Genomic DNA, 24,921 nt, shown 5'->3' with positions numbered 1-24,921 from the left:
TGTGTCAATATAATTTATACTCATTTCAAATAGTTCCATAATGGAAAAATTATAGATGTATAAAAATAGTGATTTCATCCTAATTATTAAGTCCTTTTTTGTAAGGTTTTCTTACAAAACTATTCCTTTATATTTTTTTAATAAAATTTTAGAGAAATGTACAAGCGGATCGGGCCTTTGTGAGTATCATGATAGTAATCATAGAGAAGGAGGCTCGCAATTGGCTGAATTCATATTAAATGCGGCGGATTTCGGTATCTTAGGAGATGGTAAAACAGATTCAACAGAACTGATTAATCAATGCCTCAGTACGGCTGTTTCGAAAGGATATCATACTGTCTGGTTTCCAAAGGGAACATATTTAATAGACGGAACGCTTGGAGGAGATTCCAATCAGAAGTTTCGAAACGCCGGGATCATTGTTCCCGGCAACCTTGAGATTGTGATGGACCCCGAGTGTATCATCAAAGTGATCCCGAACAATTCGTGGGGTTATTCCGCATTTTATGTAGGCAAGCAAGAGAATATAACCATTTCCGGAGGACAAATTATCGGCGAACGTGATGAGCATACGTATGCGTCAGCAGGGATAAGGTCAACCCATGAATGGGGCTTTGGCATTTGTATTGAAGGATGCTCGAATGTTGTCATTGATGATGTCAAAATTTCTGATTTTACCGGAGATGGGATCATTGTCAGCCCGAGGGGATTAAAGACAAATAATGATTATCGAACGTCAGAGCAAATTATCATCCGCCGCTGTGAGGTTCGGCGATCAAGAAGAAATAATATTTCCATTACCGGATGTGATATGGTTACGGTGGAGGAATGTGTGATCGCAGACGCCGGGACGGGAAATGGAACAGCGCCGAGATTCGGAATTGACATAGAAGGATATGGCGAAGGAGATATTGATTATGAGGAACCGATCAATGTATCCATTCGCAATAACCATTTTATCGGAAACGTTTCAAGTTCTGTGACCAATTTTAACGGGTACGGCATTTCAATAGAAGGAAACCACTCAGACAATACGATCAGTTATGGGTATGGAACGCAAACGGTAATTAAAGGAAATATCCTCAGACGGGCGGAAGGCGCGGCGGCTGCACCTAGAGTCGGGATTACCGGACTCGGTGTGTCACAAGGAAAAGAGAGCAGTGATGCGGTCATCGCAGGCAATCTCATTACCGGGTTTTCGACCGGGATTGATGTCAGGGGAAAGAGCGTTCTTGTTACGAACAATAAAATCAGCAACTTTGAAAACACAGGGATATTGGTTTATCAGTCTTCCGACGTAAAGGTAGACGGCAACCAGATTCAAAACGGACTGTCTGAAACAAGGCGCAGTACCGGCCTTCGCGCAGTGCTGTCAGATGATACCGCATTTCTGAATAACTGCCTCATTCAAGTCATTGACGGCGTGAACATATCGGGCGGTGATATGATCATTAAGGATAATGTACTGAGAAAATTCAGCCGGGGGATCTGGATCGCTCAAGGAAACGCGGTGATTGAAGGAAATACACTGAATCCTGACGCGTTTGAAGCAGCCCCAGAATCATATACTGTTTCTGTTACAAACAATGCGAGCGCTATCATTAAAAACAACACATGTAAAGAGTTTAAAAATTACCCGATTTACTGTTCCACAAGTGCGAAAACCTCAATTATCAGCAACCACTTTGAGAGATCTCCGCTTTTGGTCACCATCTATATCAACGCCGGTGTGCATGAGATTTTTGATAACACCATTTCAGTCAACAGAACAGCCGGAAATCCGATTGTCATTTATATCAACGGTTCTGCAGGCTCTATCATATCTGGAAACACCATCAATAACCTCTCCGCTGGCACGGCGACAGCTATTCAAACAAACACCTCAACCAATTCTAAAATCATCGGCAATCGCATTTTCAAAGGAACCATCAACAAACATAGCAGTGATACAGCAGATGGCAATATTATCGCTTGAAAAAGCGCCCCTTTTAGGGGTTCTTTTTTTTCGATTTATAGATCACATACATTTCTCTGGCCAATATCAAAACAAAAAAGAAAAGCACAACCCATTCTGCGAACGTCGTCATCTTAAAGCTGGACATATTGTTATAAATGGCTTTTGTCAAACTGAAACCTTGAAGCATGTCCATAAAAACAGAAATGGTTAATAAACAAATCAGTATGATCCCTGTCACGCCTAATATCTTCATGCTTCATCACCCTCCGCTTTTAGTGTCTATCTTTATCAGCGAAGTTATACCGCAGTCAGCCGCATGCATAATCTCAACTCCAGAAGGAAGAATATGAGAAAACGACAAGGAAAGGTATTTTGTGTATGCCTTTATTTTCTAAGCAAAAGAACAATTCAAGAGACAAACAAAAAACAGAAGAGAAGAATCAGGAACAGCGGCATGAAAAAGAAAGGCCGATTCACATTTCCCCAAGTTTGGCAAAAAACATAGCTGAAACGAAGAAGGAAGTCGGAAGCAGCTCTGATGTCATCATTCGGGAGATCAAAATCGGGGAACAGGACCTTGTCCACCTTGCCGTTATTTATATTGCGGGTCTGGTCGATAATAACACGATTCATGAATCCTTAATCGAGCCTTTAGTTCAGGATCAGTCCATCCAAAATTCTCAAGCCATCCAGCAGATTCTTGAAAAAACCCTCCCTCTGGGCGGAGTGAAAGCGGAAAAGAGCTGGGATAAGTTGTTTACTGAATTGATGCTTGGAAATACGCTGATTTTTGCCGACGGTTCCGATGAGGCGCTTATCTGCAGCACACAGGGTGGGGAGCAGCGTTCCATCCAAGAGCCGAGTACCCAGGTGTCCTTCCGCGGCCCGCGCCAAGGATTTACAGAGTCTTTGCAAACAAATATTTCAATGATCCGGCGATACATTAAAAATCCGAATCTGTGGGTTGAAAAAATGAAAATCGGTTCTGTCACTAATACGGACATCGCTCTTATGTACATTGAAGGAATATGTGATGAAAAGGTGCTGAAGGAAGTGAAACAGCGCCTGAAAAAAATAGACATTGACAGTATTTTAGAATCCGGATATATCGAGCAGCTGATTGAGGATGAAACCTTTACGACGTTTCCGACCATGTATCACACAGAACGCCCTGATGTTGTAGCGGGTAATCTGTTAGAAGGAAGATTCGCAATCGTTGTGGACGGAACGCCGTTTGTGCTCATTGCACCGGCCTTATTTATTCAATTTTTTCAGTCAGTTGAAGACTATTATTCGCGTTTTGATATTGCGACAAGCATTCGCGTTCTGCGGATTTTAATCTTTTTTATTTCACTTGTTTCGCCAGCTGTTTATGTGGCAGCCACAACGTTTCACCAGGAAATGATTCCGACGCAGCTGTTAGTCGTGATTGCAGCCCAGCGGGAAATCGTGCCGTTTCCGGCTGTTGTCGAAGCACTCACGATGGAGGTTGCTTTTGAGATCCTAAGGGAAGCCGGCGTCAGGCTGCCGCGAGTTGTCGGCTCGGCGGTATCGATCGTAGGTGCGCTTGTTATCGGACAGGCTGCCGTACAAGCTGGTATCGTCTCTCCAGCCATGGTTATTATTGTTGCGATCACCGCGATTGCCAGCTTCGCGACACCTGCTTTCGCCATGGCAATTTCAGCCCGTCTTATTCGATTTATGTTTATTATTGCGTCTTCTATTATGGGGTTTTACGGGTTGATTTTAGGAATCATTATGATGTTTGTCCATTTATGCAGCCTGCGCTCTTTCGGTGTTCCTTATATGTCGCCGCTCGCTCCTTTTTCATCTCAAGGCGTAAAGGACACACTGTTCAGGGTTCCATGGTGGGCTGATGAAAAAAGGCCGGAATCGATCAGCAAGCAAGATAAGGTGCGGCAGGCGGAAGATCAGCGCCCAGAGCCTGACGGTTCACGCGGAATGGTGAACAAAGATTTGGAAGAAGGGGATCATAATGGTACGTAAACGTGTATTAACCGTTCTCATGCTTTTGAGCGTCATTGTGCTGCCCGGCTGCTGGGATAAGCGGGAACTGACGGACCTTGCGATTATCTCGGCGATTGGCATCGATCGGACGAACGAAGGCAACTACGTGCTGCATCTTCAAATTATCAATCCCGGAAATGTTGCCGGCGGGCTTCAGGGAGGCGGTGCTGGAGACAGGCCGCCTGTATCTGTCTATTCGATTGAAGGCGACAATATGACGGAAGCGCTAAGAAAAGCCTCCATGAAGGTATCGCGGCGGCTTTACTTTGCCCATACCAATCTCGTCGTAATCAGCGAAAAGCTTGCGAAAGAGGAAGGCTTGGATTTTGTGTTAGATAATCTTGACCGCGATACGGAATTCAGGACAACGGCGACATTCGTCGTGGCTCATAAAACAAAAGCAGAAAATATCGTAAAAATCCTGACACCGATTGATAAAATCCCGTCAAATAAAGTCAATAAAACACTCGACTTCACGGAGGCACAATACGGACGGGTGGTCAAAACTAATATTCAGGATGTCCTGAAAACACTTGCCAACAGCACAAGAGCACCGGTTATCCCGGGATATATGATGATTGGTGACGATAAAAAAGGAATCAGCATGGAAAACACGCAGGCGACTGATCCGAAAGCGATTCTTCAGGCAGACGGTTTAGCGATTTTTGATAAGTCAGGGCATTTAAAGTATTGGATTGAAGATGATGAAAGCGTTGGGGCTGTCTGGCTTATGAATAAGGTTCAGCATACGTTTATTAATGCTGACTGGGAAAAGACGAAGGATGCGGTCAGCTTGCAGGTCACTCATCAAGACACAAAGCTGGTACCCGAGATGCGAAAGGGACATCCGCACATCCATGTGCATGTGACGGTTGAAGGAATTATAGATGCTGTCAAATACCCTTTCAATTTGTCTGATCCAAAGGTGCTTGCCGCTATTGAAAAAGCTCTCAACAAAGAGCTGGAAAAGGAAATCAACCATACTGTGAAAAAGGTCAAGAAGAATAAAGTGGACTTTATCGGTTTTGGTGACTTGATATATAGAAAGTATCCGAAGCAGTGGGAAAAAATGAAAGACACATGGGAAAAAGAGTATTTGCCTGATTTGTCTGTCGATGTGAAGGCGGAGACGTATATCAGAAGAACGGGATTGCGAAACAATCCGATCAGACACCAGCTTGAAGATGAATAGGTCTGGAGAAAGGGGAATGACAGATGGAAAAAGCCAAAATTAGTATAAGGCAGCTGTTTGTCATGATTATCATTTTTGAGCTGGGCAGCTCCTTATTGATTACACCGGGATCAATGGCGGGCCGGGATGCTTGGATAGCAGTTCTATTGGGCTGTGCGGCCGGTTTGTTCCTTTTCTATTTGTATCAGGGCATTTATCAATGTTACCCGGAATCTTCTCCGAAAGAATACATGGATGATATGCTGGGAACCAAGCTGAGCTGGTTGTTTTCATTTCTGTATATCCTGTACTTTGCCTATATTGCCGCACGGGTGCTGCGTGACTTTGGAGAAATGTTGCTGACCTTTGCTTATCATGATACACCTATCGTAATCGTCAATGCTTTATTAATGCTAGTAAGCATATATGCCGTCAGAAAAGGAATTGAAGTGCTCGCCCGCGCGGCCGAGCTTCTTTTCGGAGCCATGTATATACTGGGCGCGCTCGGCCTCGTGCTGATCATTGTCTCAGGTACCGTAGACCCTCATTATTTAAAACCAGTTTTAGCAGACGGCATTTATCCTGTCATTCAATCTGTTTTCACTCAAACCATGTACGTTCCGTTTGGTGAAGTCGTTTTATTTGTAATGATTTTCCCTTACCTTAATGACAGAAAAAATGTGAAAAAAATGGGGATGATCGCGATGACCATCAGCGGATTGGTTGTGGCGCTGACCGTTGCGATTAATATCAGCGTGCTTGATGTTGATCTTACACTTAGATCCCAGTTTCCTCTTTTAAGCACGATTCAGACGATTAAGGTTGAAGAATTTTTAGACCGTCTCGATGTCTTTTTTATGCTGGCGCTGATCATTGGCGGTTTCTTCAAAGTCAGCCTTTACTTGTACGCGGTGGTAATAGGCACTTCCACGCTCTTTAAAGAAAAGAACCCTTCTCAACTGGCTTATCCGATGGGCTTTGGCATCTTAATCCTTTCGATTACGATCGCGACTAATTTTTCGGAGCATTTGAACGAAGGCCTGAAGGTGGTGCCGCTGTATATTCATTTGCCCTTTCAGTTTTTGTTTCCGCTCTTTCTGTTTATTGTTGCTGTTTGGAAAAAGAAGCGAAGAGAGAAATCAAAGGGGCAGAAAACAAAAAAACGATAAAAAGAGCGGGGGGATGCAGCCGCCGCTCTTTTTATGTTCACTTCTATATAAAAGGGGGATTTAGGGTGCGCCCCTGTCTGCACTGGCAGAGGCGCGTTTTTGTTATACGACTGCGGCGTTTTCCTTCACAGTAAAGCTTCCTTTTGAAAGTCTGATGTTGATGTCCGATACTTTTGCAATTTGCTCATCGTGCGTTACCATGATGACGCATTTATTTTCCTTGTGTGCCAGATCTTGAAAGAGCCGCACGATTTCTTTTGATGTATCCTCATCAAGATTTCCGGTCGGTTCATCGGCTACGATGAGGTCCGTGTCACAGCAGAAAGCTCTTGTAATCGATACCCGCTGCTGCTGTCCGCCGCTCAGTGTCAGCACTTTTTGCCGTGCTTGTTTTTCATTGATGCCAACCTTCTGCAGCATTTCCAGCGCATACGCTTCTTTGTTCTTTTCTTTAGAACCTGTGATTTCCATGGCGGTCGTGACGTTCTGCAGAGCCGTCATATATGGGAGCAGGTTGTACGCCTGAAAGACAATTGATACATATTGATTTCTGAAATTTGTTAAGCCGATTTTAGAAACAGCTTTTCCGTTGTAAAGGATCGTTCCTTCCTTTGGTGCGTCAAGTCCGCCTGCCAGAGACAGGAAAGTGGTTTTTCCTGTCCCCGATGTGCCGACGATTGTATAGAATTTTCTTTTTTGAAAGCTGATGTTGATATCCTGAAACAATGGCTGGCTTTTGTCTTTATACCAGTAGCCGACTTGTTGAAATTCTAATAAGCCCATAAGTTTCGCCTCTTTCTATTCCTGTTTTGTCAATATCGTTTTCGGATGGAGCCGCAGTACTGAAATAGACGGCAGCAATGTTGCGATGATGGCGATTAAGATGCCGATTCCTCCAAGAATAAGCATGTCGTTCATAGAAATTGCAACGTTCAGAGAATCGATAACGTTCACGTTTGATGAGCTGTGGCCGAACACTCCGCCGCCCATGCCGCCACCGCCGCCAGGCATTTGTCCGCTTGCGGTTTGCGTTGAATCAGTTGAAGAACTGACCTGCTGGGATAAAAGCTGATTGCCGAGCTGGTTCGCGACTAGATTTCCCGTTACTGATGCAAGGCCGATTGCGATTACCGCGACGATCAGAATCTCAGTTAAGAACTGCCCAATCAATTTCCAGCGTTTTTCACCGATGGCCATTAACACGCCCATCTCATATTTGCGCTCTCTGATTGACATCATGACGATCAGGCCGAGAATGACAGCACCTGCCACTGATACAAGATACACGACGTTTTTAGAGAAAGAAGCTACATTTTCAATCGGGCCGACCATTTGCTGGTAAAGCTGATCGTTTGTATTCAGTGTGTACGTGTCGAAGTCAATTGATGTTTTCTTCGCTGCTTTTACGAAAGCATCCATATTTTTTGCATCGTCCATATAGTAAACAGCTGAGTCAATTGTATTTTTATAGTCGTCACCTTTTAGCGCTGCTGTTGCTGTGTAAGGCGTGTAAAGCTTGTTGTAAGGATTTAAGAAAGAGAAATTCTGGGCTTGGTCATCGCCTGAAGACGTTGTTTTATAGATACCGATGATCTTCAGCTTTACTGTTGTATCTTCATCTGTTGCTGATTCAATCGTGATCGAATCTCCAACGCTTAAATCATTTTCTTCCGCTAATGTTTCGTTGATCACCGTTACTTTTTTGCCGACATCTGATTTAGTAATCGCGCGTCCGTCAGTGATTTTTGCCTCTCCGTCAGAGAAATCATCAACTAACGCTGTGCTGATGACACCTTCAATCGAAAGATCGGCTTGAACCATTTGCGGTCTGCCTTGTCCGCCGCCTTGGCTGTTTTTATCATTCGGGCTTGAACTGCTTGAGCTGGAATCACTTGAACTAGTGCTTGAGCTTTCAATCGCATCAAAGTTTCCTGCGTTGGCTGAAGCTGATGTGATGTAGTTGTAGCTCTTCACATGATCAAGTGCTGCAAGCTTATTCGCATCAGACACTTTGATCGGTGTTGATTCGAAGCTGCGTTTTTCTCCGCTGTCCTGCTGTTTTTCCATTTGCTTTTGGCGGTCCACTTGAAGCGTTACGCTTCCGCCGAGCTCCTGTCTGGCCAGTTCACTTGATTTTTGTGCTGCCGACTGGATTGTGAGGCCTGACAGGACAAAGACACATATGACTGTAAACACAAATAATTGCAATAACGTTTTTCCCTTTTTAGCCTTCATATTCCAAAAGGCCCGTTTGATAAAGTTCATTTATGTTCCTCCGTATAGGTATTTTTATTGGTAAGGCCGCCTGTGGGGCGGTCCCGCTTGTTGATAAATTAATAGTAGTCCAAAGGTATGAAAAAAGTATGAACAATCTATTTCTAGTTGATTAAATAAAAACTAACAATTGTGAAACACAAAACCTTCTGTATAAAATGGTGCTATTATATAAAAAAGCAACAAAGCAACCGGAGGATATAATGAAAATATTAATGATAGAAGATAATGTTAGTGTATGTACGATGACGGAGATGTTCTTTTTTAAGGAAGGTTTTGAAGCGGAATTCGTTCATGACGGGTTAGAGGGATACCAGCGTTTTACGGAGGAAAATTGGGATCTGATCATTTTGGATATTATGCTTCCGTCCATGGATGGCGTGACCATCTGCAGAAAAATAAGAGAGACAAGCACGGTGCCGATTATCATGCTGACTGCCAAAGACACTGAATCAGATCAAGTCATCGGTTTTGAGATGGGAGCGGATGATTATGTCACAAAGCCGTTCAGTCCACTGACATTGGTTGCCCGCATCAAAGCTGTCATCAGAAGATATCAGGCAACAGGCAAGGCGGTCATTGATGAAGATATGATCGAATCGGAATGCTTTACCATTAATAAGAAGACAAGAGAAGTATTTTTAAACGGAGAGCCTGTTGAAAACCTCACACCGAAGGAATTCGATCTGCTTTATTACCTTGTCCAAAATCCGCGGCAGGTGTTCTCTAGAGAACAGCTGCTCGAGCAGGTATGGGGCTATCAGTTCTACGGAGATGAGCGAACGGTTGACGTTCATATCAAACGGCTGCGGAAAAAGCTTGCCAGTGAAGACAAGCCTTTCCTGTATACGGTGTGGGGAGTAGGGTATAAATTTGATGAAGATTAAATATCTATATCAGCTGCTGCTGAGCCATATCAGCCTTTTGATTTTAGCGTTTGTCATTATCATTTCTCTCTTTTCCCACTTTGTGAAAGAGTTTGCCTATCAAAACAAAGTAGAGGAATTGACGTCATATGCGGTACAGATCGCAAACGAATTCCAAGGCGGCCAGGTTGATCTGCATAGGCTGTACCCTTATCAAGATTTGTTGAGCACAAGAAAGACACAGTTTATGCTCTTTGATGAAAAGCAGCGCCCTTATTTCATGCCCGAAGGCTTTCCGCCAAGGGAAAAGCTGAAGAAATCAGAATGGAATAAGCTGAAAAAAGGGCAGACTGTCATGATCAGAGCCGATGGCCGTTTTGATGATGAAGTGTCCCTTGTGGCACAGCCTATTTTTGTTCAGAACCAATTTAAAGGCGCCGTTCTGCTTATTTCTCCGATCAGCGGCGTTGAACAGATGGTCAATCAGGTCAATCTCTACATGTTTTATGCTGTGATCAGCACGCTTGCCATTACCATACTGGTCAGCTGGCTGCTATCGAAATTCCATGTAAAACGGATTGAAAAGCTGAGAGAAGCGACGGATAAAGTGGCTTCCGGCGATTATGACATCCACTTGGAAAACAGCTACGCGGACGAAATCGGCGTGCTGGCGTCTGACTTTAATATCATGGCGAAAAAATTAAAGCAATCAAGAGATGAAATCGATCGCCTTGAGAAGCGGAGAAGGCAGTTTATTGCTGACGTGTCACATGAATTAAAAACACCGCTGACGACGATCAACGGTTTGGTTGAAGGGCTGAACAGCCATACGATTCCTGAGGATAAGAAGGAAAAATGCTTCTCGCTCATCAGTGAGGAAACGAAGCGAATGCTGCGGCTCGTAAAAGAGAATCTGGACTATGAAAAAATCAGATCCCAGCAAATTACCTTAAACAAGCTTGATGTTCCGCTGATCGAGGTTTTTGAAATCGTAAAAGAGCACTTGGAACAGCAGGCAGAAGAAAAGCAAAACAAGCTGGCGATTCAGGTAGAGGATAACGTCATCGTTCATGCCGATTATGACCGGTTCATTCAAATTCTCGTCAACATTACGAAAAACAGCATCCAATTTACGCAAAACGGCAACATTTGGCTGCGTGGAATAGAAGGATACAAAGAGACGATTATTGAAATTGAAGATACGGGTATCGGCATTTCAAAAGAGGATATTGAGCATATTTGGGAGCGGTTCTACAAAGCTGATATTTCAAGAACGAACACCGCATACGGGGAATACGGACTCGGTCTCTCCATCGTCAAGCAGCTTGTTGAAATGCATCAGGGCACAGTAGAAATCAAGAGTGAAGAAGGAAAAGGCACGACATTCATCATCCGCCTTCCTTTAATGGCAAAACAGCAATAACATACAGGGCGGCGGCATCGTCAAATGCAGCCGCCTTTTTTGCACACCGCTTCGGTTTATTGCGTGCTCCCGAAACAAAGATTGCGTGTTTTTCGGGTCGGGACGGTCTGTAAACATGATAAAATATGACATAAACAGTTTTTGATGGGAGAGGGTGAAGGAATGAAGAGCGGGGTAATTCCTTCTTCAGCGGTCGGTCAAAAAATTAACGAGTGGTACAAATATATCCGGACATTCAGCGTACCGGATGCCGAAGTGTTAAAAGCTGAAATCCAGCAGGAACTGAAACACATGCAGCACGATTCCAACTTGCTGCTTTATTATTCATTAATGGAATTCCGCCACCAGCTTATGCTTGATTATCTAGAGCCGTTAGAGAAATTAAATATCGAAGACCAGCCGAGCCTGTCTGAATTATCGAGAAACATTGACAGCAACCAGGCAGATCTCAAAGGGCTGCTCGACTATTATGTGAATTTTTTCCGCGGAATGTATGAGTTTGATAAGCGGGAATTTATTTCTGCCATTACATACTATAAACAGGCGGAGAAAAAGCTTTCCTTTGTTGCAGATCATATTGAACGGGCTGAATTCTATTTTAAAATCGCGGAAGCCTATTATTATATGAAGCAAACGTACTTTTCACTGATCAATATAAAAAACGCCTACGAGATTTACGTGGAGCAGGAAACCTATAATGTGAGAATCATTCAGTGCCATTTTGTGTTCGGGGTCAACCTGATGGATGAAAGGAATTTTGAGCAAGCCGCACGCCATTTCAAATTGGCGCTCGATATGGCCGAAGCAGAACAAAAAGCGCAGCTGGTCGGAAGAGCATATTATAATCTTGGACTATGCTATTACAATCAAGAACATCTTGACCCAGCTATTGACTACTTTGAAAAAGCGGTCTCCACGTTTGAAAGCAGCAGGATCATCAATTCGCTGCCACAAGCCTATTTTTTAATCACCTTGATTTATTATAAACGGGGAAAACATGATAAAGCTTCGGAATATCACAAGCGGGGCTATGAATATGCTAAAGAAACAGACGATGCAGACTATGCGGTAAAATTCGAGTTTTTACAATCCCTATATCAGGATCAGCCCAATGAAGAAGGAATCGAACGATGTTTCCAATACTTGAAAAATAAAAATATGTACGCTGATATAGAGGATTTAGCCCTAGAAGTAGCAAAATATTACTATGAACAGAAATGGTTCAAACTGTCTGCTTCCTACTTTCTACAAGTTGAAGAGGCAAGAAAACAAATACAAAGGAGTGAAGGTTTGTATGAAATTGAAATCTAAGTTGTTTGTTATTTGTTTGGCCGCAGCTGCGATTTTTACAGCGGCTGGCGTTTCTGCTAATGCGGAAGCACTCGACTTTCATGTGACGGAAAGAGGAATGACGTAAAAACCAGCCCCTTCTCATTAGAGAAGGGGTTTTTCTTTTAAAAAACGCCGCAAGGCATAGTCTTACGGCGCTCCGCAGAGATGGTCAGCAGCTTAGAAGCCGCCAACAAACGCAGTCCCAACGATAATTAAAAGAATAAACAATACAACGATTAAAGCGAAAGAATTGCCGTAACCGCCACCGTTAGAGTATCCTGACATAAGGTTTCACCTCCCTATGAAGGATACTATAAGGTATGCAGAAACGATGAGCTTGGCAGGGATAATAGTGGACAAGAGAAAAAATGAACAATTCGGCTATATAAGGTGATATAAAAAATAGCGGACGCTTGCGCCCGCTATTTATGTATATTAAGAGATCAGCACGCCGGCGAAAAATTCCTGATATAACGCTTGGACGGCTTTTCTCTCTTCGGCTTCTTTCACGCCGAACATCATGCTTACCTCAGATGATCCTTGGTTGATCATTTCGATATTCACCTTTGCCTCTGACAATGCTTTTGCTGCTCTTGCCGTTGTGCCGACATTGTGGCGCATCGCTTCTCCTACAACCATAATCAGTGCGAGATGATGCTCGACAATCACTTCGTCAGCGTGCAGATCTTCTTGAATCCGTTTGATAACGCTGCGTTCAGTGGCGGCATCCATTTGACCCTCCCGTAAGATGATGGTCATGTCATCAATCCCTGATGGAACATGCTCATACGTTAAACCGTGCTCCTCTAGGATTTGAAGTGCTTTGCGGCCAAATCCGATTTCTCTGTTCATTAAATACTTGCTGATATAAATGCTGCAAAAGCCGATATCGCTGGCAATGCCGACGACAGGCCCGTTTGTGTTATCCCGCTTGCTGACGACCCGGGTGCCTTGTGCTGACGGGTTGTTCGTATTTTTGATTTGCACAGGAATTCCCGCCCTGAATGCCGGAATAAGCGCTTCATCATGAAACACTGAAAAGCCCGCGTAGGACAGCTCTCTCATCTCTCTGTATGTCAGTTCGCTGATTTCCTTTGGATTCTCAACGAAGGACGGATTGACAGAGTACACAGCGTCCACGTCCGTAAAGTTTTCGTACAAATCAGCTTGAAGCCCGTTGGCAAGAATCGAGCCGGTAATATCAGAACCGCTCCGTGAGAATGTGATCACATCGCCAGCCTCGCTGAATCCGAAAAAACCGGGAAAAATGATGAGACCGTCACGTTCCCGAAGACGATAGAGGTTTTGATAGGATTCAGGAAGAACTTGCGCGTTGCCGGGTTCATTTGTCACAAATAGGCCGGCATCCTTCGGGTTGACATATTCCGCTTTGACGCCTTTATGGCGGAAATAGGCGGCGATCAGCTTGGCGTTGTTATCCTCCCCGCTGGCTTTGACTGCATCAAGATATTGCTCAGGATTGCTTTTATCTCCTTCTAAAAGCGTAAACAGATCATCGCGGATTTTTTCGATAATGGTTCGCTCAAGCTGAAGCTCATTTGCGATGAGGGCATACCGTTCCACAACAGCTTCTGCCAGTTCAGGGGCGCTGCCTGACGCCAAATATTGTTCTGCACATGCGATTAAGAGATCAGTCACTTTCGTATCCTCAGCATAGCGTTTTCCCGGAGCTGAAACGACTACAGCTTTCCGTGCCGGGTCTGAGGTTACGATGTCAAACACCTTTTCAAGCTGGGCGCCTGAAGCGAGTGAGCTGCCTCCGAATTTAACGACCTTCATGTTTACATCTCCTAATGTTTAAAATTTTCACACAAATTTAGTATTTATTATCTCTCTTTCAGACCTGTAAATCAAGGGGGAATTTCTTTCTGGAGTGAACATTTGTATTTTCCATGAGGAATTATGTCAGGTAAACTACCTGTATACATGCGTTTTGAAGATAAATATGGTAAACAACCTAACGAAATGGGATGGAAAATGATTAGAATGATTAGTAAAATTAAATACATGACTAGGTTAATATTTTGAAAGAATATTGACTAACACTAGAAAAATGGTAATATGTAAATGATAATGATAATCAATTACTATATGGCCATATTGTTTTGAGTCCTTGCGGAGTAGGAGATACGTTCTTTTTGCTGTAAGGATGTAAGGAGGCAGCATGAAGTTACGTTACTTATTTATTCTACTTATCATATTAGCAGTCACATCTGTGTTTATCGGCGTAGAAGATCTGTCGCCGCTTGATCTCTTTGATTTAAGCAAACAAGAGGCATCAACGCTGTTTGCAAGCCGTTTGCCGCGATTGATCAGCATTGTCATCGCGGGATTAAGCATGAGTATCTGCGGTTTGATTATGCAGCAGATCAGCAGAAACAAATTCGTGTCACCGACTACGGCTGGCACGATGGATTGGGCTCGGCTCGGCATTTTAATATCCTTGCTGCTGTTTACATCCGCCAGTCCTTTAATGAAAATGCTGGTTGCGTTTGTCTTTGCCCTTGCAGGAAATTTTCTGTTTATGAAAATCCTTGAAAGAATCAAGTTTAACGACACCATCTTTATTCCGCTTGTCGGTTTAATGCTCGGGAATATCGTCAGTTCAGTCGCGACATTTATCGCGTATAAATATGACTTGATCCAGAATGTGTCATCATGGCTTCAGGGAGACTTCTCTTTAGTTGTGAAAGGAAGATACGAGCTTCTTTATCTGAGTATTCCGCTCGTCATCATTGCCTATGTGTTTGCGGATAAATTCACATTGGCCGGTATGGGAGAAAGCTTTTCTGTCAACCTCGGCCTGAAGTACAAACGGGTTGTGAACATCGGGCTCATTATTGTGTCCCTGATCACGTCTCTTGTCATTTTGACTGTCGGTATGCTTCCGTTTCTCGGTTTAATCATCCCGAATATTGTATCGATTTACAGAGGAGACAATCTGAAAAACAGTCTGCCGCACACGGCGCTATTGGGAGCGGTTTTTGTGCTCTTTTGCGATATACTGGGCAGAATCATTATCTTCCCTTACGAAATCTCGATTGGCCTGATGGTCGGAATCATCGGCAGCGGCATTTTCCTGTTTATGCTGTTAAGGAGAAAAGCGTATGCGTAACCAGATGAAAATTGCGTTGCTCGTTGTTTTAGCCATCATATGTATTGGCTTGTTTCTGTTTTATGACTTAGGCAATTGGGATTACACCCTGCCGAGAAGAATCAAAAAGGTTGCTGCCATTGCGCTGACTGGGGGAGCGATTGCGTTTTCGACCATGATCTTTCAAACGATTACGAACAACCGTATCCTGACGCCAGGCATCTTGGGCCTTGATTCTCTCTACATGCTGATTCAGACCGGCATTATCTTTTTGTTCGGTTCTGCGAATATTGTCATCATGAATAAAAACATCAACTTTATCATCTCTGTTCTGCTGATGATACTGTTTTCCCTTGTTCTGTATCAAATCATGTTCAGGGGAGAGGGGAGAAATATCTTTTTCCTTCTGCTCATCGGAATCGTGTTTGGCACGCTGTTCAGCAGCCTGTCTTCCTTTATGCAGATGCTGATTGATCCGAATGAGTTCCAAGTTGTGCAGGACAAGATGTTTGCCAGCTTTAACAACATCAATACGGATTTGTTATGGCTTGCGTTCATCATCTTCCTGCTGACAGGCGCTTATGTTTGGCGTTTTACAAAGCTTTTCGACGTGCTGTCGCTCGGGCGCGAGCACGCCGTGAATTTGGGCATCGACTACGACAAAGTGGTGAAGCAGATGCTGATCGTAGTTGCGATCCTTGTTTCTGTTTCAACAGCGCTAGTCGGGCCGATTATGTTCTTAGGCCTTCTCGTCGTCAACCTGGCGAGAGAATTCCTGAAAACGTATAAGCATTCATACTTAATCGCAGGCTCCGTTTTCATCAGCATCATTGCGCTGGTCGGAGGGCAGTTTGTGGTTGAGAAAGTGTTTACCTTCTCAACGACGCTGAGCGTCATTATTAATTTTGCCGGCGGGATTTATTTTATCTACTTGCTGTTAAAGGAGAATAAATCATGGTAGAGGTCAAAAATGTAAGCAAACAATATGGCGGGAAAGTGGTCCTTGAAGAGACGTCAGTCACGATTCCAAAGGGCAAAATTACCTCGTTTATCGGTCCTAACGGCGCCGGCAAAAGCACGCTGCTGTCTATTATGAGCCGCCTGATCAAAAAGGATTCCGGCGAGATTTTCATAGACGGACAAGAGATTGGAGCCTGCGACAGCAAAGAGCTTGCCAAAAAAATGAGCATTTTGAAGCAGGCGAACCAAATTAATATCAGGCTCACCATCAAAGACCTCGTCAGCTTCGGCAGATTTCCATACTCACAGGGCCGGCTGACAGAGGAAGACTGGGTTCATATTAACCAGGCGCTCGGCTATATGAAACTGGAAGATATTCAGGACAAATACCTGGATCAGCTGAGCGGCGGACAGTGCCAAAGGGCGTTTATCGCAATGGTCATTGCCCAGGACACAGATTATATCTTTCTGGATGAGCCGCTGAACAATCTGGATATGAAACATTCAGTTGAAATTATGAAACTGCTGAAACGGCTGGTGGAGGAGCTTGGAAAAACGATCGTGATCGTCATTCACGATATCAACTTCGCATCCGTCTACTCCGATCATATCGTTGCCTTGAAAAACGGCCGAATCGTAAAAGAGGGACCGCCTGAGGAAATGATAGAGACCTCAGTGCTTGAGGAAATCTATGATATGACCATTCCGATTCAGACGATTGATAATCAGAGAATTGGTGTTTATTTTTCTTAATATATAGAAGAGGTGAAGAGCATGAAAAAGTTTGCATTATTATTCATCGCTTTGGTGACGGCAGTTGTCATTTCTGCATGCGGAAATCAAAGCACAAGCAGCAGCAAAGGTTCTGATTCAAAGGAAGAACAAATCACAGTGAAACACCAACTGGACAAAAATGGAACAAAAGTACCAAAGAACCCTAAAAAAGTAGTCGTATTTGATTTTGGAAGCTTAGATACGTTAGATAAACTCGGTCTTGATGATAAAGTAGCGGGCCTTCCGAAACAAGCCCTTCCAAGCTATCTATCTAAATTCAAAGATGACAAATATGCTGATGTCGGAAGCTTAAAAGAGCCGGACTTCGAAAAAGTGGCGGATATTGACCCTGATCTGATCATTATTTCAGGAAGACAATCTGAGTCTTACAAAGAATTCTCTGAAATTGCGCCGACGATTTACCTTGGCGTAGACACAGCGAAATACATGGAATCATTTAAATCAGACGCAGAAACAATCGGTAAGATCTTTGATAAAGAAGACAAAGTGAAAGATGAACTCGCAACAATTGATAATTCAATTGCTGATCTTAAGAAAAAAGCTGAAAAGCTGAACAAAAACGGTCTTGTGATTATGGCGAACGACGGCAAAATCAGCGCCTTTGGTTCTAAATCAAGATATGGCTTAATCCATGACGTATTCGGCGTAACACCGGCTGATAAAAACATCAAAGCGTCTACTCACGGACAAAGTGTTTCTTATGAGTACATTTCAAAAACAAACCCTGATTACCTGTTTGTTATTGACCGCGGTACAGCGATCGGAGAAACATCATCTACTAAACAAGTCGTTGAAAACGATTATGTGAAAAACGTAAACGCAGTGAAAAATGATCATGTCGTTTACCTTGATTCTGCTACTTGGTACTTATCAGGAGGCGGACTTGAGTCTATGACGCAAATGATTAAAGAAGTAAAAGACGGTTTAGCGAAGTAAAACGAAAAAGAGCCTCCGCTCTCAAAGCGGGGCTCTTTTTTTTATGGATCAGCGTGCCGGCTGCTGTTCGGCAGGGCGCTGAGGTTTCTTTAATGTGAAGGATAGAAGTAAGCCGGCAAGCGCGATGCAGGCTGCCACGATAAAAGCGGCGTTCATGCCGTGCAGGGCGGCGTGCTTCACATTTGTTGTGCCTGCGTGAGCCGCCTGGTTACTCATGACGGATACCAATAGTGCGGTTCCGATTGAGCCGCCGACTTGGCGAATCGTATTGTTCATCGCTGTTCCGTGTGGAATCAAGTGGCGCGGCAGCGCGTTGATTCCGGCTGTCGTCACCGGCATCATGATCATGGCCGTACCTAAGAGACGAACCGTGTATAAAACGACTATCCAAGCGAGTGACGTATGGTCAGTCAGCTGCATAAACGGCAGTGATGTCAGGAAGATGATACAGAAACCGGCAATCGCCAGGCCTCTTCCGCCGACACGGTCAAAGATTCTGCCGATAAACGGTGACATGAAGCCCATCACAATGGCTCCTGGAAGAAGCATAAGCCCTGTATCAAAGGCTGTAACGTCTCTGACGTTTTGTGTATAAAGCGGCAGGATGGTTTCCGTACCGATCAATAACGCAAAGACAAGTGTTCCCAGCAGGGTTGTTAAGCTAAAGACACCAAATGTAAATACGCGGAATTCCAGCATCGGTTTTTCAAGCTTCATTTGTCTTGTGATGAACAGGAGCAATGCGATGACACCCACAAGCAATGAAATCAAGACGGTTGAACTGGTCCAGCCGTAAGAGCCGACGCTTGAGAAGCCGTACAGAAGGCCGCCGAATCCAAATGTCGAAAGGATTACTGATAAAATATCAATCTTTGTTTTTCTTAAAGTCGTCACATTCTTCATTAGGATGCTGGCAAGAATTAAATCTATTACAGCAAACGGCAGAATGATATAAAACAATGATCTCCAAGAGAAAGCTTCGACTGCCCATCCAGAAAGAGTCGGCCCGATCGCAGGTGCGAACGAGATGACCAATCCGACCATGCCCATAGCTTGGCCACGCTTTTCAATCGGAAAGATTGTCAGGAATACGGTCTGCATGAGCGGCATCATAATGCCGGCTCCAGCCGCTTGAATGATACGTGCTGTCAGCAGAACCGGGAAGTTCGGCGCAAACGCCCCGACGATTGTTCCGGCAGTGAAAATGCTCATTGCTGTGATGAGCAGCGTCCGGCTTGTGAATTTCTCAATTAAAAACGCGGTAATCGGAATTAAAATTCCATTCGTCAACATAAATGAAGTTGTCAGCCATTGTGCTTGGTTGGCATCTACATTGAAATCCCTCATAATATGGGGAAGTGCGGTAATTAATAGCGTCTGATTCAAAATCGCGACAAACGCCCCGGCTAATAAAATGCCGACAATGACCGAACGGTTAAAAGGTTTTGGTTCAATACTTTTGTCCAATACATATCCCTTCTTTTCTTTAAGTAATTAACAGTGTTTTTAACATCGAAACGGGCTGTGTTAAAACACCGGTTTGTTCCAGATAGCCAATCAGTGATTTGAGCAAAAAAGCGCGAGGTTCTTCCTTCTTTGCTTCTTCCTCCAGCATGGCGGCTGCGGATGTCAGTTCATCTACGTCATAGTCCGCGGCGGGCAGGGAAGAGATGCCTTTATGTAATTCCTTCAGGCTTTCCGACAATAGGGCTGATTTATCCTTTGGCTTGTAGGAGGATGCTGAATGAATGTAAAGCTCGATGGCTTCAGGCGGAAGAAGAGACTGACGGGTTTCCTTGTTTTTGACAATCTGATTGAGGGTGCTGATGATAAACTCTGCGATCGGGTCAAGCTCAAGCGGTTTTTCCTCTATTTTGATCAGCATTAAAAACTCACGCATCATGCCGTGAAGAACGATGACTAGGTCCCAGACAAACGGCAGAATGGTTTCCCCATACGCCTGGATCAGCGAATCGCGGTGCCAGCAAATAATCGTCGATCTGGTCTGATGGATATGCTGTTTGACCCGGTCATTATGCAGCTTGGGGTTACCGTAGGTCAGCATATTGAAAAACTGCTGATTCCGCCTGAAGCCTTCCAGCTCCATTTTGACCTTTTGTGTCAAACGCTCCTCCGGTGTCAGTGAAGTATTTTCCTGAAGTCTTGAGGCCGCGGCCACCATTTGTTTCTGGTTAAAAGACAGCAGCTCCAAAAGCAGATCTTCCTTAGATTGAAACAGCTTATATATCGAAGCTTTTGACATCTTACATTCTTCTGCGATCGCCTGCATGGAAACCGACGTAAAATCCTTTTCCGAAAAAAGCTTTCGCGCAGCTAACAAGATATCTGTTTTTTTATCAAGCATCTCGTGGCTTCCTTCTTTCTTGAACATTAGAAAACCCATTGGTTCACAGAAAACCAATGAGTAACAATGAAAAAATTTTACCAAATAAACTAAATAGAAGTCAATGGATTTTAACCGGACAATTGAAAGGCCTGCCGGAAAATCCGACAGGCCGGGTGAGGCTTATTTTTCAACTTTAAATCCTTGTTTCTCAAGCATTTCACGGATATGCGGATAGTACAGGCGCTCATAATAGGTAGCGATGCTCTGTGACCAGTTTCTTGTTTCTTTTCCGTTTGTCCGTTTATTCATGTATTCAGACATCTGCTCGTCGTATGCCTGAATGTGAGACGTCAGCTCATCTTGATTCAAATATGTTTCCTGATGATTGACTGCTTCCTGCGGTAAGCGCGGTTTTTTCGCTGAACGGTCGGCAGGATGCCCGATGACAAGGCCGGATAAAGGGAACACGTATTTCGGAAGCTCAAGCAGTTCGATCAGCTCTTGAGGGTTTCCGCGAACCGCACCGATCGGAACTGTGCCAAGTCCGAGTGATTCAGCAGCTGCTGTCGCAGTACCGAGGGCGATACCAGCGTCTACTGCACCGACGAGAACAGATTCTAAGCCATTTGTAATTTCCATTTTGAAATCATTCAGTTCCTCAAGCGCGATTTTGGCCCGGTTAAAGTCTGCGCAGAACAGCAAGAAAACAGGAGCCTGGTCAATCCAAGGCTGTCCGCCTGCCAGCTCGGAGATTTTCTTTTTGCGCTCCTTATCCTGCACTGTGATCACAGTCACTTGCTGCCCGTTAATAGAAGTTGGGGCTGATTGTACCGCTTGGATGATTTGGTCCAATTGTTCCTGAGCTACAGGCTCATCTGTGTAGCTGCGAATCGAGCGGTGGTCTGTTAATGATTTAATGACTTCATTCATATGGGACACCCTTTCCTTACTCGCTAAGCTCTGTGCGGACAACATCAAGAGGAGCACTCAGCAGTTCTTTCCCTTTTGCTACAAACCCTTGGAAATGAGCAGTTTCATTGTGGGATTTCATCGCTGCTTCATCTTTCCATTGTTCAAGCATCACAAATGTATTTTCTTCGCCTACTTTTTCGAATAGGTCGTATTGCGCGTTGCCTTCCTCAGCTCTTGAATGTTGAACAAGCGATTGCGCCTCGCTCAAAAATTCCTCGCGTTTTTCTGGTTTTACTTTGATGTAAGCTTGTAATACGATCATGTCAATCTCCTCCATCGTTATGTTGAATTATTGTTCGAATTTCATCGAACTAACTGTAACATGTAATCAAAATGAGGTAAAGGAAAAACCCTTAAATAGTAAAATTGTCATTCTAATTGTTGTGTGATACATTTGTGTCATGAACATTCCAAACCATCCAGAAACAGAAACGTTGCAGCTGACAAAGGTTCTTCACGCACTGAGTGATCCGCTTCGTTTAGAGTTGGTAAAGCAATTGGCTGAAGCGAAAGAAAAAACGTGCGGCACCTGTGCGGATGTACAGGTTGCCAAATCGACCTTGTCACATCATTTTAAAGTATTGAGAGAATCAGGCATCGCTCAAGTTCGTATAGAAGGAAAGCGCCGGTATTATTCACTTCGCGCTGAAGACCTCGAAAAGGCATTTCCAGGCCTGCTTGAAGCCGTGCTGAATGTGGACCAGGACCGCTGGTGAATCAATCCCCTGTACCGGGGATTTTTTTATGTCCGTAAACAGCGCGGAAAAGCCTCTCAACACCCTCCTGAATGTCTTCTTCCTTTAGCCGGGCGAATCCGATAATAAGAGCGGGCCTGCCTGTTTGCCTTCTTTTTTCCTTCAAATCAAACCGGCTCATTCCAAAGATTTCAAGCTGCTGGCCGGCGGCATGTGCCAGGATATCTTGTTCGGAGCGGCTGGTATCAAATTCGGTAACAAAGTGCAGTCCCGCATTTGCCCCCTTTACGGTAACCTCTCCGTTGAACTCTGTTTTTAAAGCGGTGATCAGACGTTCTCTCTTTTCTTTATAATGCTGCTTCATTTTTTTTATATGCTTCTGATATTCTCCGGACTCGATAAATTCCTGCAGGGTGAGCTGCGTAAGCGACGAGCATGTCTGCAAATCATAGCCCCGCTGTTTGTATTTTCGCAATAGCTCCGGCGGCAAAACCATATAGCTGATCCGCAAGCCGGGGAGAAGGGACTTTGAAAAGGTGCCCATATAGATGACATTTTGAAAACGGTCAAGGCTTTGCAGTGCCGGAATACTGTCTACATCATATGTAAATTCGCTATCATAATCGTCTTCAATAATATAGCGATGCTGCTCTTCAGCTGCCCAGTTAAGCAGCTGAATTCTTCTGGATACAGGCATAATCGTTCCGGCCGGAAATTGATGAGATGGAGTCGTCACCAGCACATCAGGCTGCTGTCTGCTGATTTCAGCAATCGACATGCCTTTTGCATCCAACATGATGGTCTTCACCTGATTTCCGGCATTTTTTAAAAGCTGGTACATGCGCCTGTAACCGGGCTCCTCCATCGCATACACTGCTTCCTTAGGCAAAAGCTCAGTCAATAGCTGCATAAGCACCTGTGTGCCCGCCCCTATGACGATTTGCTCCGGCCGGCATTTTACGCCCCGTGTCAGGGAAATGAGCCTGGTAATGGCCGCTCTCACTTCATATATCCCTTGCGGATGTGACATATCGCCGAGCGTGCGGTATGAACGGGAGGTTGCTTTTTGCTCGCAGCGAAACCAGCTTTTGATCGGAAAATGGTCTGTATCGGCACTCATGTGTGAAAACGAAATCCAATTGCTCTGATCGATGTGAACCTCTTTCAGGTCATCAGGCAGTGCAAATGGGGGGTGCTCCTCGGCAGAAAACATGTCCAGCTTCTCCACGAAAAAACCCTTTCGCTCAATGGCGTACAAATATCCCTCAGCCAGCAGCTGCTGATAGGCTGAATTCACTGAGTTTACGCTGACCTTCAGCTTCTCAGCCAGCTCCCGTTTGGAGGGAACCTTCGAGTGTGGCAGCAGATTGCGGCTGAGGATTTCTTTTTTCAGCTTTTGATAAATTTGCTGATAGATATAATCGGCTTGTTCTGAGCGATCGAGTGTGATTGTGATGTCCATTTGCGCTTTCTCCTTCTGGTACCATCAAAAAGTTATAATTGGTACTTTTCATCATACCAAAAAGAAGTCAGAATGATAAGAAAATAGCGACAGGGGGACATTCACATGAGTCAAACAACAGCAAGCATTACGACTGCCCAGTGGCAGCAAAAACGGGATCAATTCGTGTCAAAAGGTGTAAGCAACGGCAACCGCAGTTTGGCGGTAAAAGGAGAAGGGGCTGAGCTGTACGATTTGGACGGCCGGAGATTTATTGATTTTGCAGGCGCCATCGGAACATTAAACGTCGGACACTCGCATCCGAAGGTGGTTGAGGCTGTGAAGCGTCAGGCGGAGGAGCTGATTCACCCGGGCTTCAATGTCATGATGTATCCGTCTTATATCGAACTAGCGGAAAAACTATGCAGTATTGCACCGGGCGGCCATGAGAAAAAAGCGATCTTTCTGAACTCAGGGGCGGAAGCGGTCGAAAACGCTGTAAAAATTGCCAGAAAGTATACAAAGCGCCAAGGGGTAGTCTCGTTTACACGCGGGTTTCATGGGCGCACGAATATGACCATGAGCATGACGAGCAAGGTAAAACCTTATAAATTCGGCTTCGGCCCTTTTGCATCAGAGGTTTATCAAGCGCCGTTCCCATATTATTATCAGAAGCCGGCCGGCATGAGTGATGATAGCTATGATGACATGATCATCCAAGCGTTTAATGATTTCTTCATCGCTTCAGTCGCGCCGGAAACAGTAGCATGTGTCGTGATGGAGCCTGTACAGGGAGAAGGCGGCTTTATTATTCCATCGAAACGATTTGTGCAGCATGTCGCATCCTTCTGCAAAGAACACGGTATTGTTTTTGTCGCTGATGAAATTCAAACGGGTTTTGCCAGAACAGGCACTTATTTCGCAATTGAACATTTTGATGTAGTTCCTGATCTGATCACGGTTTCTAAATCACTTGCAGCGGGATTGCCGTTAAGCGGTGTGATCGGCCGTGCGGAAATGCTTGATGCAGCAGCGCCAGGGGAGCTGGGCGGAACGTATGCTGGGAGCCCGCTCGGGTGCGCGGCAGCTTTGGCAGTCTTGGATGTTATTGAAGAAGAAGGACTGAATGAGCGATCTGAAGCAATTGGCAAAACCATTGAAAACAAGGCGTATGAGTGGAAACAAGAATTCCCGTTTATCGGTGACATCCGCAGACTCGGAGCAATGGCGGCAATCGAAATCGTCAAGGATCCTGACACGCGTGAGCCTGATAAAGCAAAAGCAGCAGCAATTGCAGCGTATGCGAACCAAAATGGATTGCTTTTGCTGACTGCGGGAATAAATGGCAATATCATCCGCTTTCTGACGCCGCTCGTCATCTCAGACAGCCTTCTGAATGAAGGGCTGAGCATCTTGGAAGCAGGACTGCGAGCTTAATCA

Annotated in this window: 24 protein-coding genes; 14 read left to right on the top strand and 10 right to left on the bottom strand. The window is 44.5% G+C overall.

The features are described 5' to 3' along the window. Positions 1 to 220 precede the first annotated feature (220 nt). Positions 221 to 1,975, top strand: coding sequence for a right-handed parallel beta-helix repeat-containing protein (locus AC4CV5_RS18310; protein WP_490923529.1), 1,755 nt, complete (start codon positions 221 to 223; stop codon positions 1,973 to 1,975). Between the two features lie 13 nt (positions 1,976 to 1,988). Here AC4CV5_RS18310 and AC4CV5_RS18305 read toward each other — a convergent pair whose 3' ends face one another. Continuing rightward, entirely contained in the window at positions 1,989 to 2,210 is a 222-nt protein-coding gene (locus tag AC4CV5_RS18305) for a YczF family membrane protein (RefSeq protein WP_166854304.1), read from the bottom strand. 125 nt (positions 2,211 to 2,335) lie between these two features. Between AC4CV5_RS18305 and gerKA the strand changes: the two genes are divergently transcribed. The 3 genes from gerKA to gerKB are packed head-to-tail and all read left to right on the top strand — an operon-like array spanning position 2,336 to position 6,325. Then, the gene (gene gerKA / locus AC4CV5_RS18300; RefSeq protein WP_222143539.1) at positions 2,336 to 3,964 is read left to right on the top strand and encodes a spore germination protein GerKA; all 1,629 of its coding nucleotides are present in this window, start codon (positions 2,336 to 2,338) and stop codon (positions 3,962 to 3,964) included. After that, on the top strand, positions 3,954 to 5,177 hold the full coding sequence (locus tag AC4CV5_RS18295) for a Ger(x)C family spore germination protein (protein WP_166854302.1): 1,224 nt from the start codon (positions 3,954 to 3,956) through the stop codon (positions 5,175 to 5,177). Before gerKA ends, AC4CV5_RS18295 begins: the two co-directional genes overlap by 11 nt. Positions 5,178 to 5,200: 23 nt before the next feature. Continuing rightward, complete coding sequence (gene gerKB, locus AC4CV5_RS18290) at positions 5,201 to 6,325, top strand: endospore germination permease GerKB (RefSeq protein WP_166854301.1); 1,125 nt, start codon at positions 5,201 to 5,203, stop codon at positions 6,323 to 6,325. A 102-nt stretch (positions 6,326 to 6,427) separates the two neighbouring features. Here the strand turns inward: gerKB and AC4CV5_RS18285 are convergent, their stop codons facing one another. Both AC4CV5_RS18285 and AC4CV5_RS18280 read right to left on the bottom strand, forming a co-directional pair. Further along, positions 6,428 to 7,108: an ABC transporter ATP-binding protein gene (locus AC4CV5_RS18285; RefSeq protein ID WP_490923527.1), complete on the bottom strand. Its 681-nt coding sequence runs from the start codon at positions 7,106 to 7,108 to the stop codon at positions 6,428 to 6,430. Between the two features lie 15 nt (positions 7,109 to 7,123). Next, positions 7,124 to 8,590 (bottom strand): ABC transporter permease, encoded by a 1,467-nt coding sequence (locus AC4CV5_RS18280; RefSeq protein ID WP_490923525.1) that lies wholly within the window; start codon positions 8,588 to 8,590, stop codon positions 7,124 to 7,126. 212 nt (positions 8,591 to 8,802) lie between these two features. Between AC4CV5_RS18280 and yclJ the strand changes: the two genes are divergently transcribed. The 4 genes from yclJ (at position 8,803) to phrC (ending at position 12,305) form a co-directional block, all read left to right on the top strand. Beyond that, positions 8,803 to 9,486, top strand: coding sequence for a two-component system response regulator YclJ (yclJ, locus tag AC4CV5_RS18275; protein WP_003224983.1), 684 nt, complete (start codon positions 8,803 to 8,805; stop codon positions 9,484 to 9,486). Then, positions 9,473 to 10,888 carry a two-component system sensor histidine kinase YclK gene (gene yclK, locus AC4CV5_RS18270; RefSeq protein ID WP_166854298.1) on the top strand — a complete coding sequence of 472 codons (1,416 nt, stop codon included), beginning with the start codon at positions 9,473 to 9,475 and terminating at the stop codon, positions 10,886 to 10,888. Before yclJ ends, yclK begins: the two co-directional genes overlap by 14 nt. A gap of 162 nt (positions 10,889 to 11,050) precedes the next feature. After that, positions 11,051 to 12,199 (top strand): response regulator aspartate phosphatase RapC, encoded by a 1,149-nt coding sequence (rapC, locus tag AC4CV5_RS18265; RefSeq protein ID WP_166854297.1) that lies wholly within the window; start codon positions 11,051 to 11,053, stop codon positions 12,197 to 12,199. Then, positions 12,183 to 12,305 (top strand): phosphatase RapC inhibitor PhrC, encoded by a 123-nt coding sequence (phrC, locus tag AC4CV5_RS18260; protein WP_003224994.1) that lies wholly within the window; start codon positions 12,183 to 12,185, stop codon positions 12,303 to 12,305. The genes rapC and phrC overlap by 17 nt, the downstream gene beginning before the upstream one ends. A gap of 92 nt (positions 12,306 to 12,397) precedes the next feature. On the opposite strand, the gene AC4CV5_RS18255 is transcribed toward phrC, so the two are convergent. Beyond that, positions 12,398 to 12,505 (bottom strand): YjcZ family sporulation protein, encoded by a 108-nt coding sequence (locus AC4CV5_RS18255; RefSeq protein WP_071578333.1) that lies wholly within the window; start codon positions 12,503 to 12,505, stop codon positions 12,398 to 12,400. A gap of 150 nt (positions 12,506 to 12,655) precedes the next feature. Next, a complete protein-coding gene (locus AC4CV5_RS18250) occupies positions 12,656 to 14,020 on the bottom strand; it encodes an aspartate kinase (protein ID WP_490923524.1) in 1,365 nt (454 codons plus the stop codon). A 385-nt stretch (positions 14,021 to 14,405) separates the two neighbouring features. Between AC4CV5_RS18250 and yclN the strand changes: the two genes are divergently transcribed. From yclN to AC4CV5_RS18230, 4 genes are read left to right on the top strand one after another with little or no spacing between them, the layout of a single operon-like run. Beyond that, on the top strand, positions 14,406 to 15,356 hold the full coding sequence (gene yclN / locus AC4CV5_RS18245; RefSeq protein ID WP_490923523.1) for a petrobactin ABC transporter permease YclN: 951 nt from the start codon (positions 14,406 to 14,408) through the stop codon (positions 15,354 to 15,356). After that, positions 15,349 to 16,296: a petrobactin ABC transporter permease YclO gene (yclO, locus tag AC4CV5_RS18240; RefSeq protein ID WP_490923521.1), complete on the top strand. Its 948-nt coding sequence runs from the start codon at positions 15,349 to 15,351 to the stop codon at positions 16,294 to 16,296. The genes yclN and yclO overlap by 8 nt, the downstream gene beginning before the upstream one ends. Continuing rightward, complete coding sequence (gene yclP / locus AC4CV5_RS18235; RefSeq protein ID WP_373924185.1) at positions 16,290 to 17,048, top strand: petrobactin ABC transporter ATP-binding protein YclP; 759 nt, start codon at positions 16,290 to 16,292, stop codon at positions 17,046 to 17,048. The genes yclO and yclP overlap by 7 nt, the downstream gene beginning before the upstream one ends. A gap of 21 nt (positions 17,049 to 17,069) precedes the next feature. After that, positions 17,070 to 18,026 carry a siderophore ABC transporter substrate-binding protein gene (locus AC4CV5_RS18230; RefSeq protein WP_222143547.1) on the top strand — a complete coding sequence of 319 codons (957 nt, stop codon included), beginning with the start codon at positions 17,070 to 17,072 and terminating at the stop codon, positions 18,024 to 18,026. 48 nt (positions 18,027 to 18,074) lie between these two features. Here AC4CV5_RS18230 and AC4CV5_RS18225 read toward each other — a convergent pair whose 3' ends face one another. The 4 genes from AC4CV5_RS18225 to AC4CV5_RS18210 all read right to left on the bottom strand — a co-directional run bounded on the left by AC4CV5_RS18225 (position 18,075) and on the right by AC4CV5_RS18210 (position 21,607). Then, positions 18,075 to 19,493, bottom strand: a complete 1,419-nt coding sequence (locus AC4CV5_RS18225; protein WP_166854291.1) for an MDR family MFS transporter — start codon at positions 19,491 to 19,493, stop codon at positions 18,075 to 18,077. A 19-nt stretch (positions 19,494 to 19,512) separates the two neighbouring features. Next, entirely contained in the window at positions 19,513 to 20,391 is an 879-nt protein-coding gene (locus AC4CV5_RS18220; RefSeq protein WP_166854290.1) for a TetR/AcrR family transcriptional regulator, read from the bottom strand. 162 nt (positions 20,392 to 20,553) lie between these two features. Continuing rightward, positions 20,554 to 21,303: an oxygen-insensitive NADPH nitroreductase gene (gene nfsA / locus AC4CV5_RS18215; protein WP_166854289.1), complete on the bottom strand. Its 750-nt coding sequence runs from the start codon at positions 21,301 to 21,303 to the stop codon at positions 20,554 to 20,556. A 16-nt stretch (positions 21,304 to 21,319) separates the two neighbouring features. Continuing rightward, positions 21,320 to 21,607, bottom strand: coding sequence for a putative quinol monooxygenase (locus AC4CV5_RS18210; RefSeq protein WP_003225015.1), 288 nt, complete (start codon positions 21,605 to 21,607; stop codon positions 21,320 to 21,322). Between the two features lie 139 nt (positions 21,608 to 21,746). Here AC4CV5_RS18210 and AC4CV5_RS18205 point away from each other — a divergent pair, with 139 nt between their 5' ends. After that, positions 21,747 to 22,061: an ArsR/SmtB family transcription factor gene (locus AC4CV5_RS18205; protein ID WP_010330808.1), complete on the top strand. Its 315-nt coding sequence runs from the start codon at positions 21,747 to 21,749 to the stop codon at positions 22,059 to 22,061. 1 nt (position 22,062) lies between these two features. On the opposite strand, the gene gabR is transcribed toward AC4CV5_RS18205, so the two are convergent. Further along, positions 22,063 to 23,502: a MocR-like transcriptional regulator GabR gene (gene gabR / locus AC4CV5_RS18200; protein ID WP_166854288.1), complete on the bottom strand. Its 1,440-nt coding sequence runs from the start codon at positions 23,500 to 23,502 to the stop codon at positions 22,063 to 22,065. A gap of 105 nt (positions 23,503 to 23,607) precedes the next feature. Between gabR and gabT the strand changes: the two genes are divergently transcribed. Continuing rightward, positions 23,608 to 24,918: a 4-aminobutyrate--2-oxoglutarate transaminase gene (gabT, locus tag AC4CV5_RS18195; protein ID WP_490923519.1), complete on the top strand. Its 1,311-nt coding sequence runs from the start codon at positions 23,608 to 23,610 to the stop codon at positions 24,916 to 24,918. Positions 24,919 to 24,921: the final 3 nt, after the last annotated feature.

This window comes from Bacillus sp. NS1, assembly GCF_058248265.1.
This window is presented reverse-complemented; position numbering and strand designations above follow the sequence as displayed.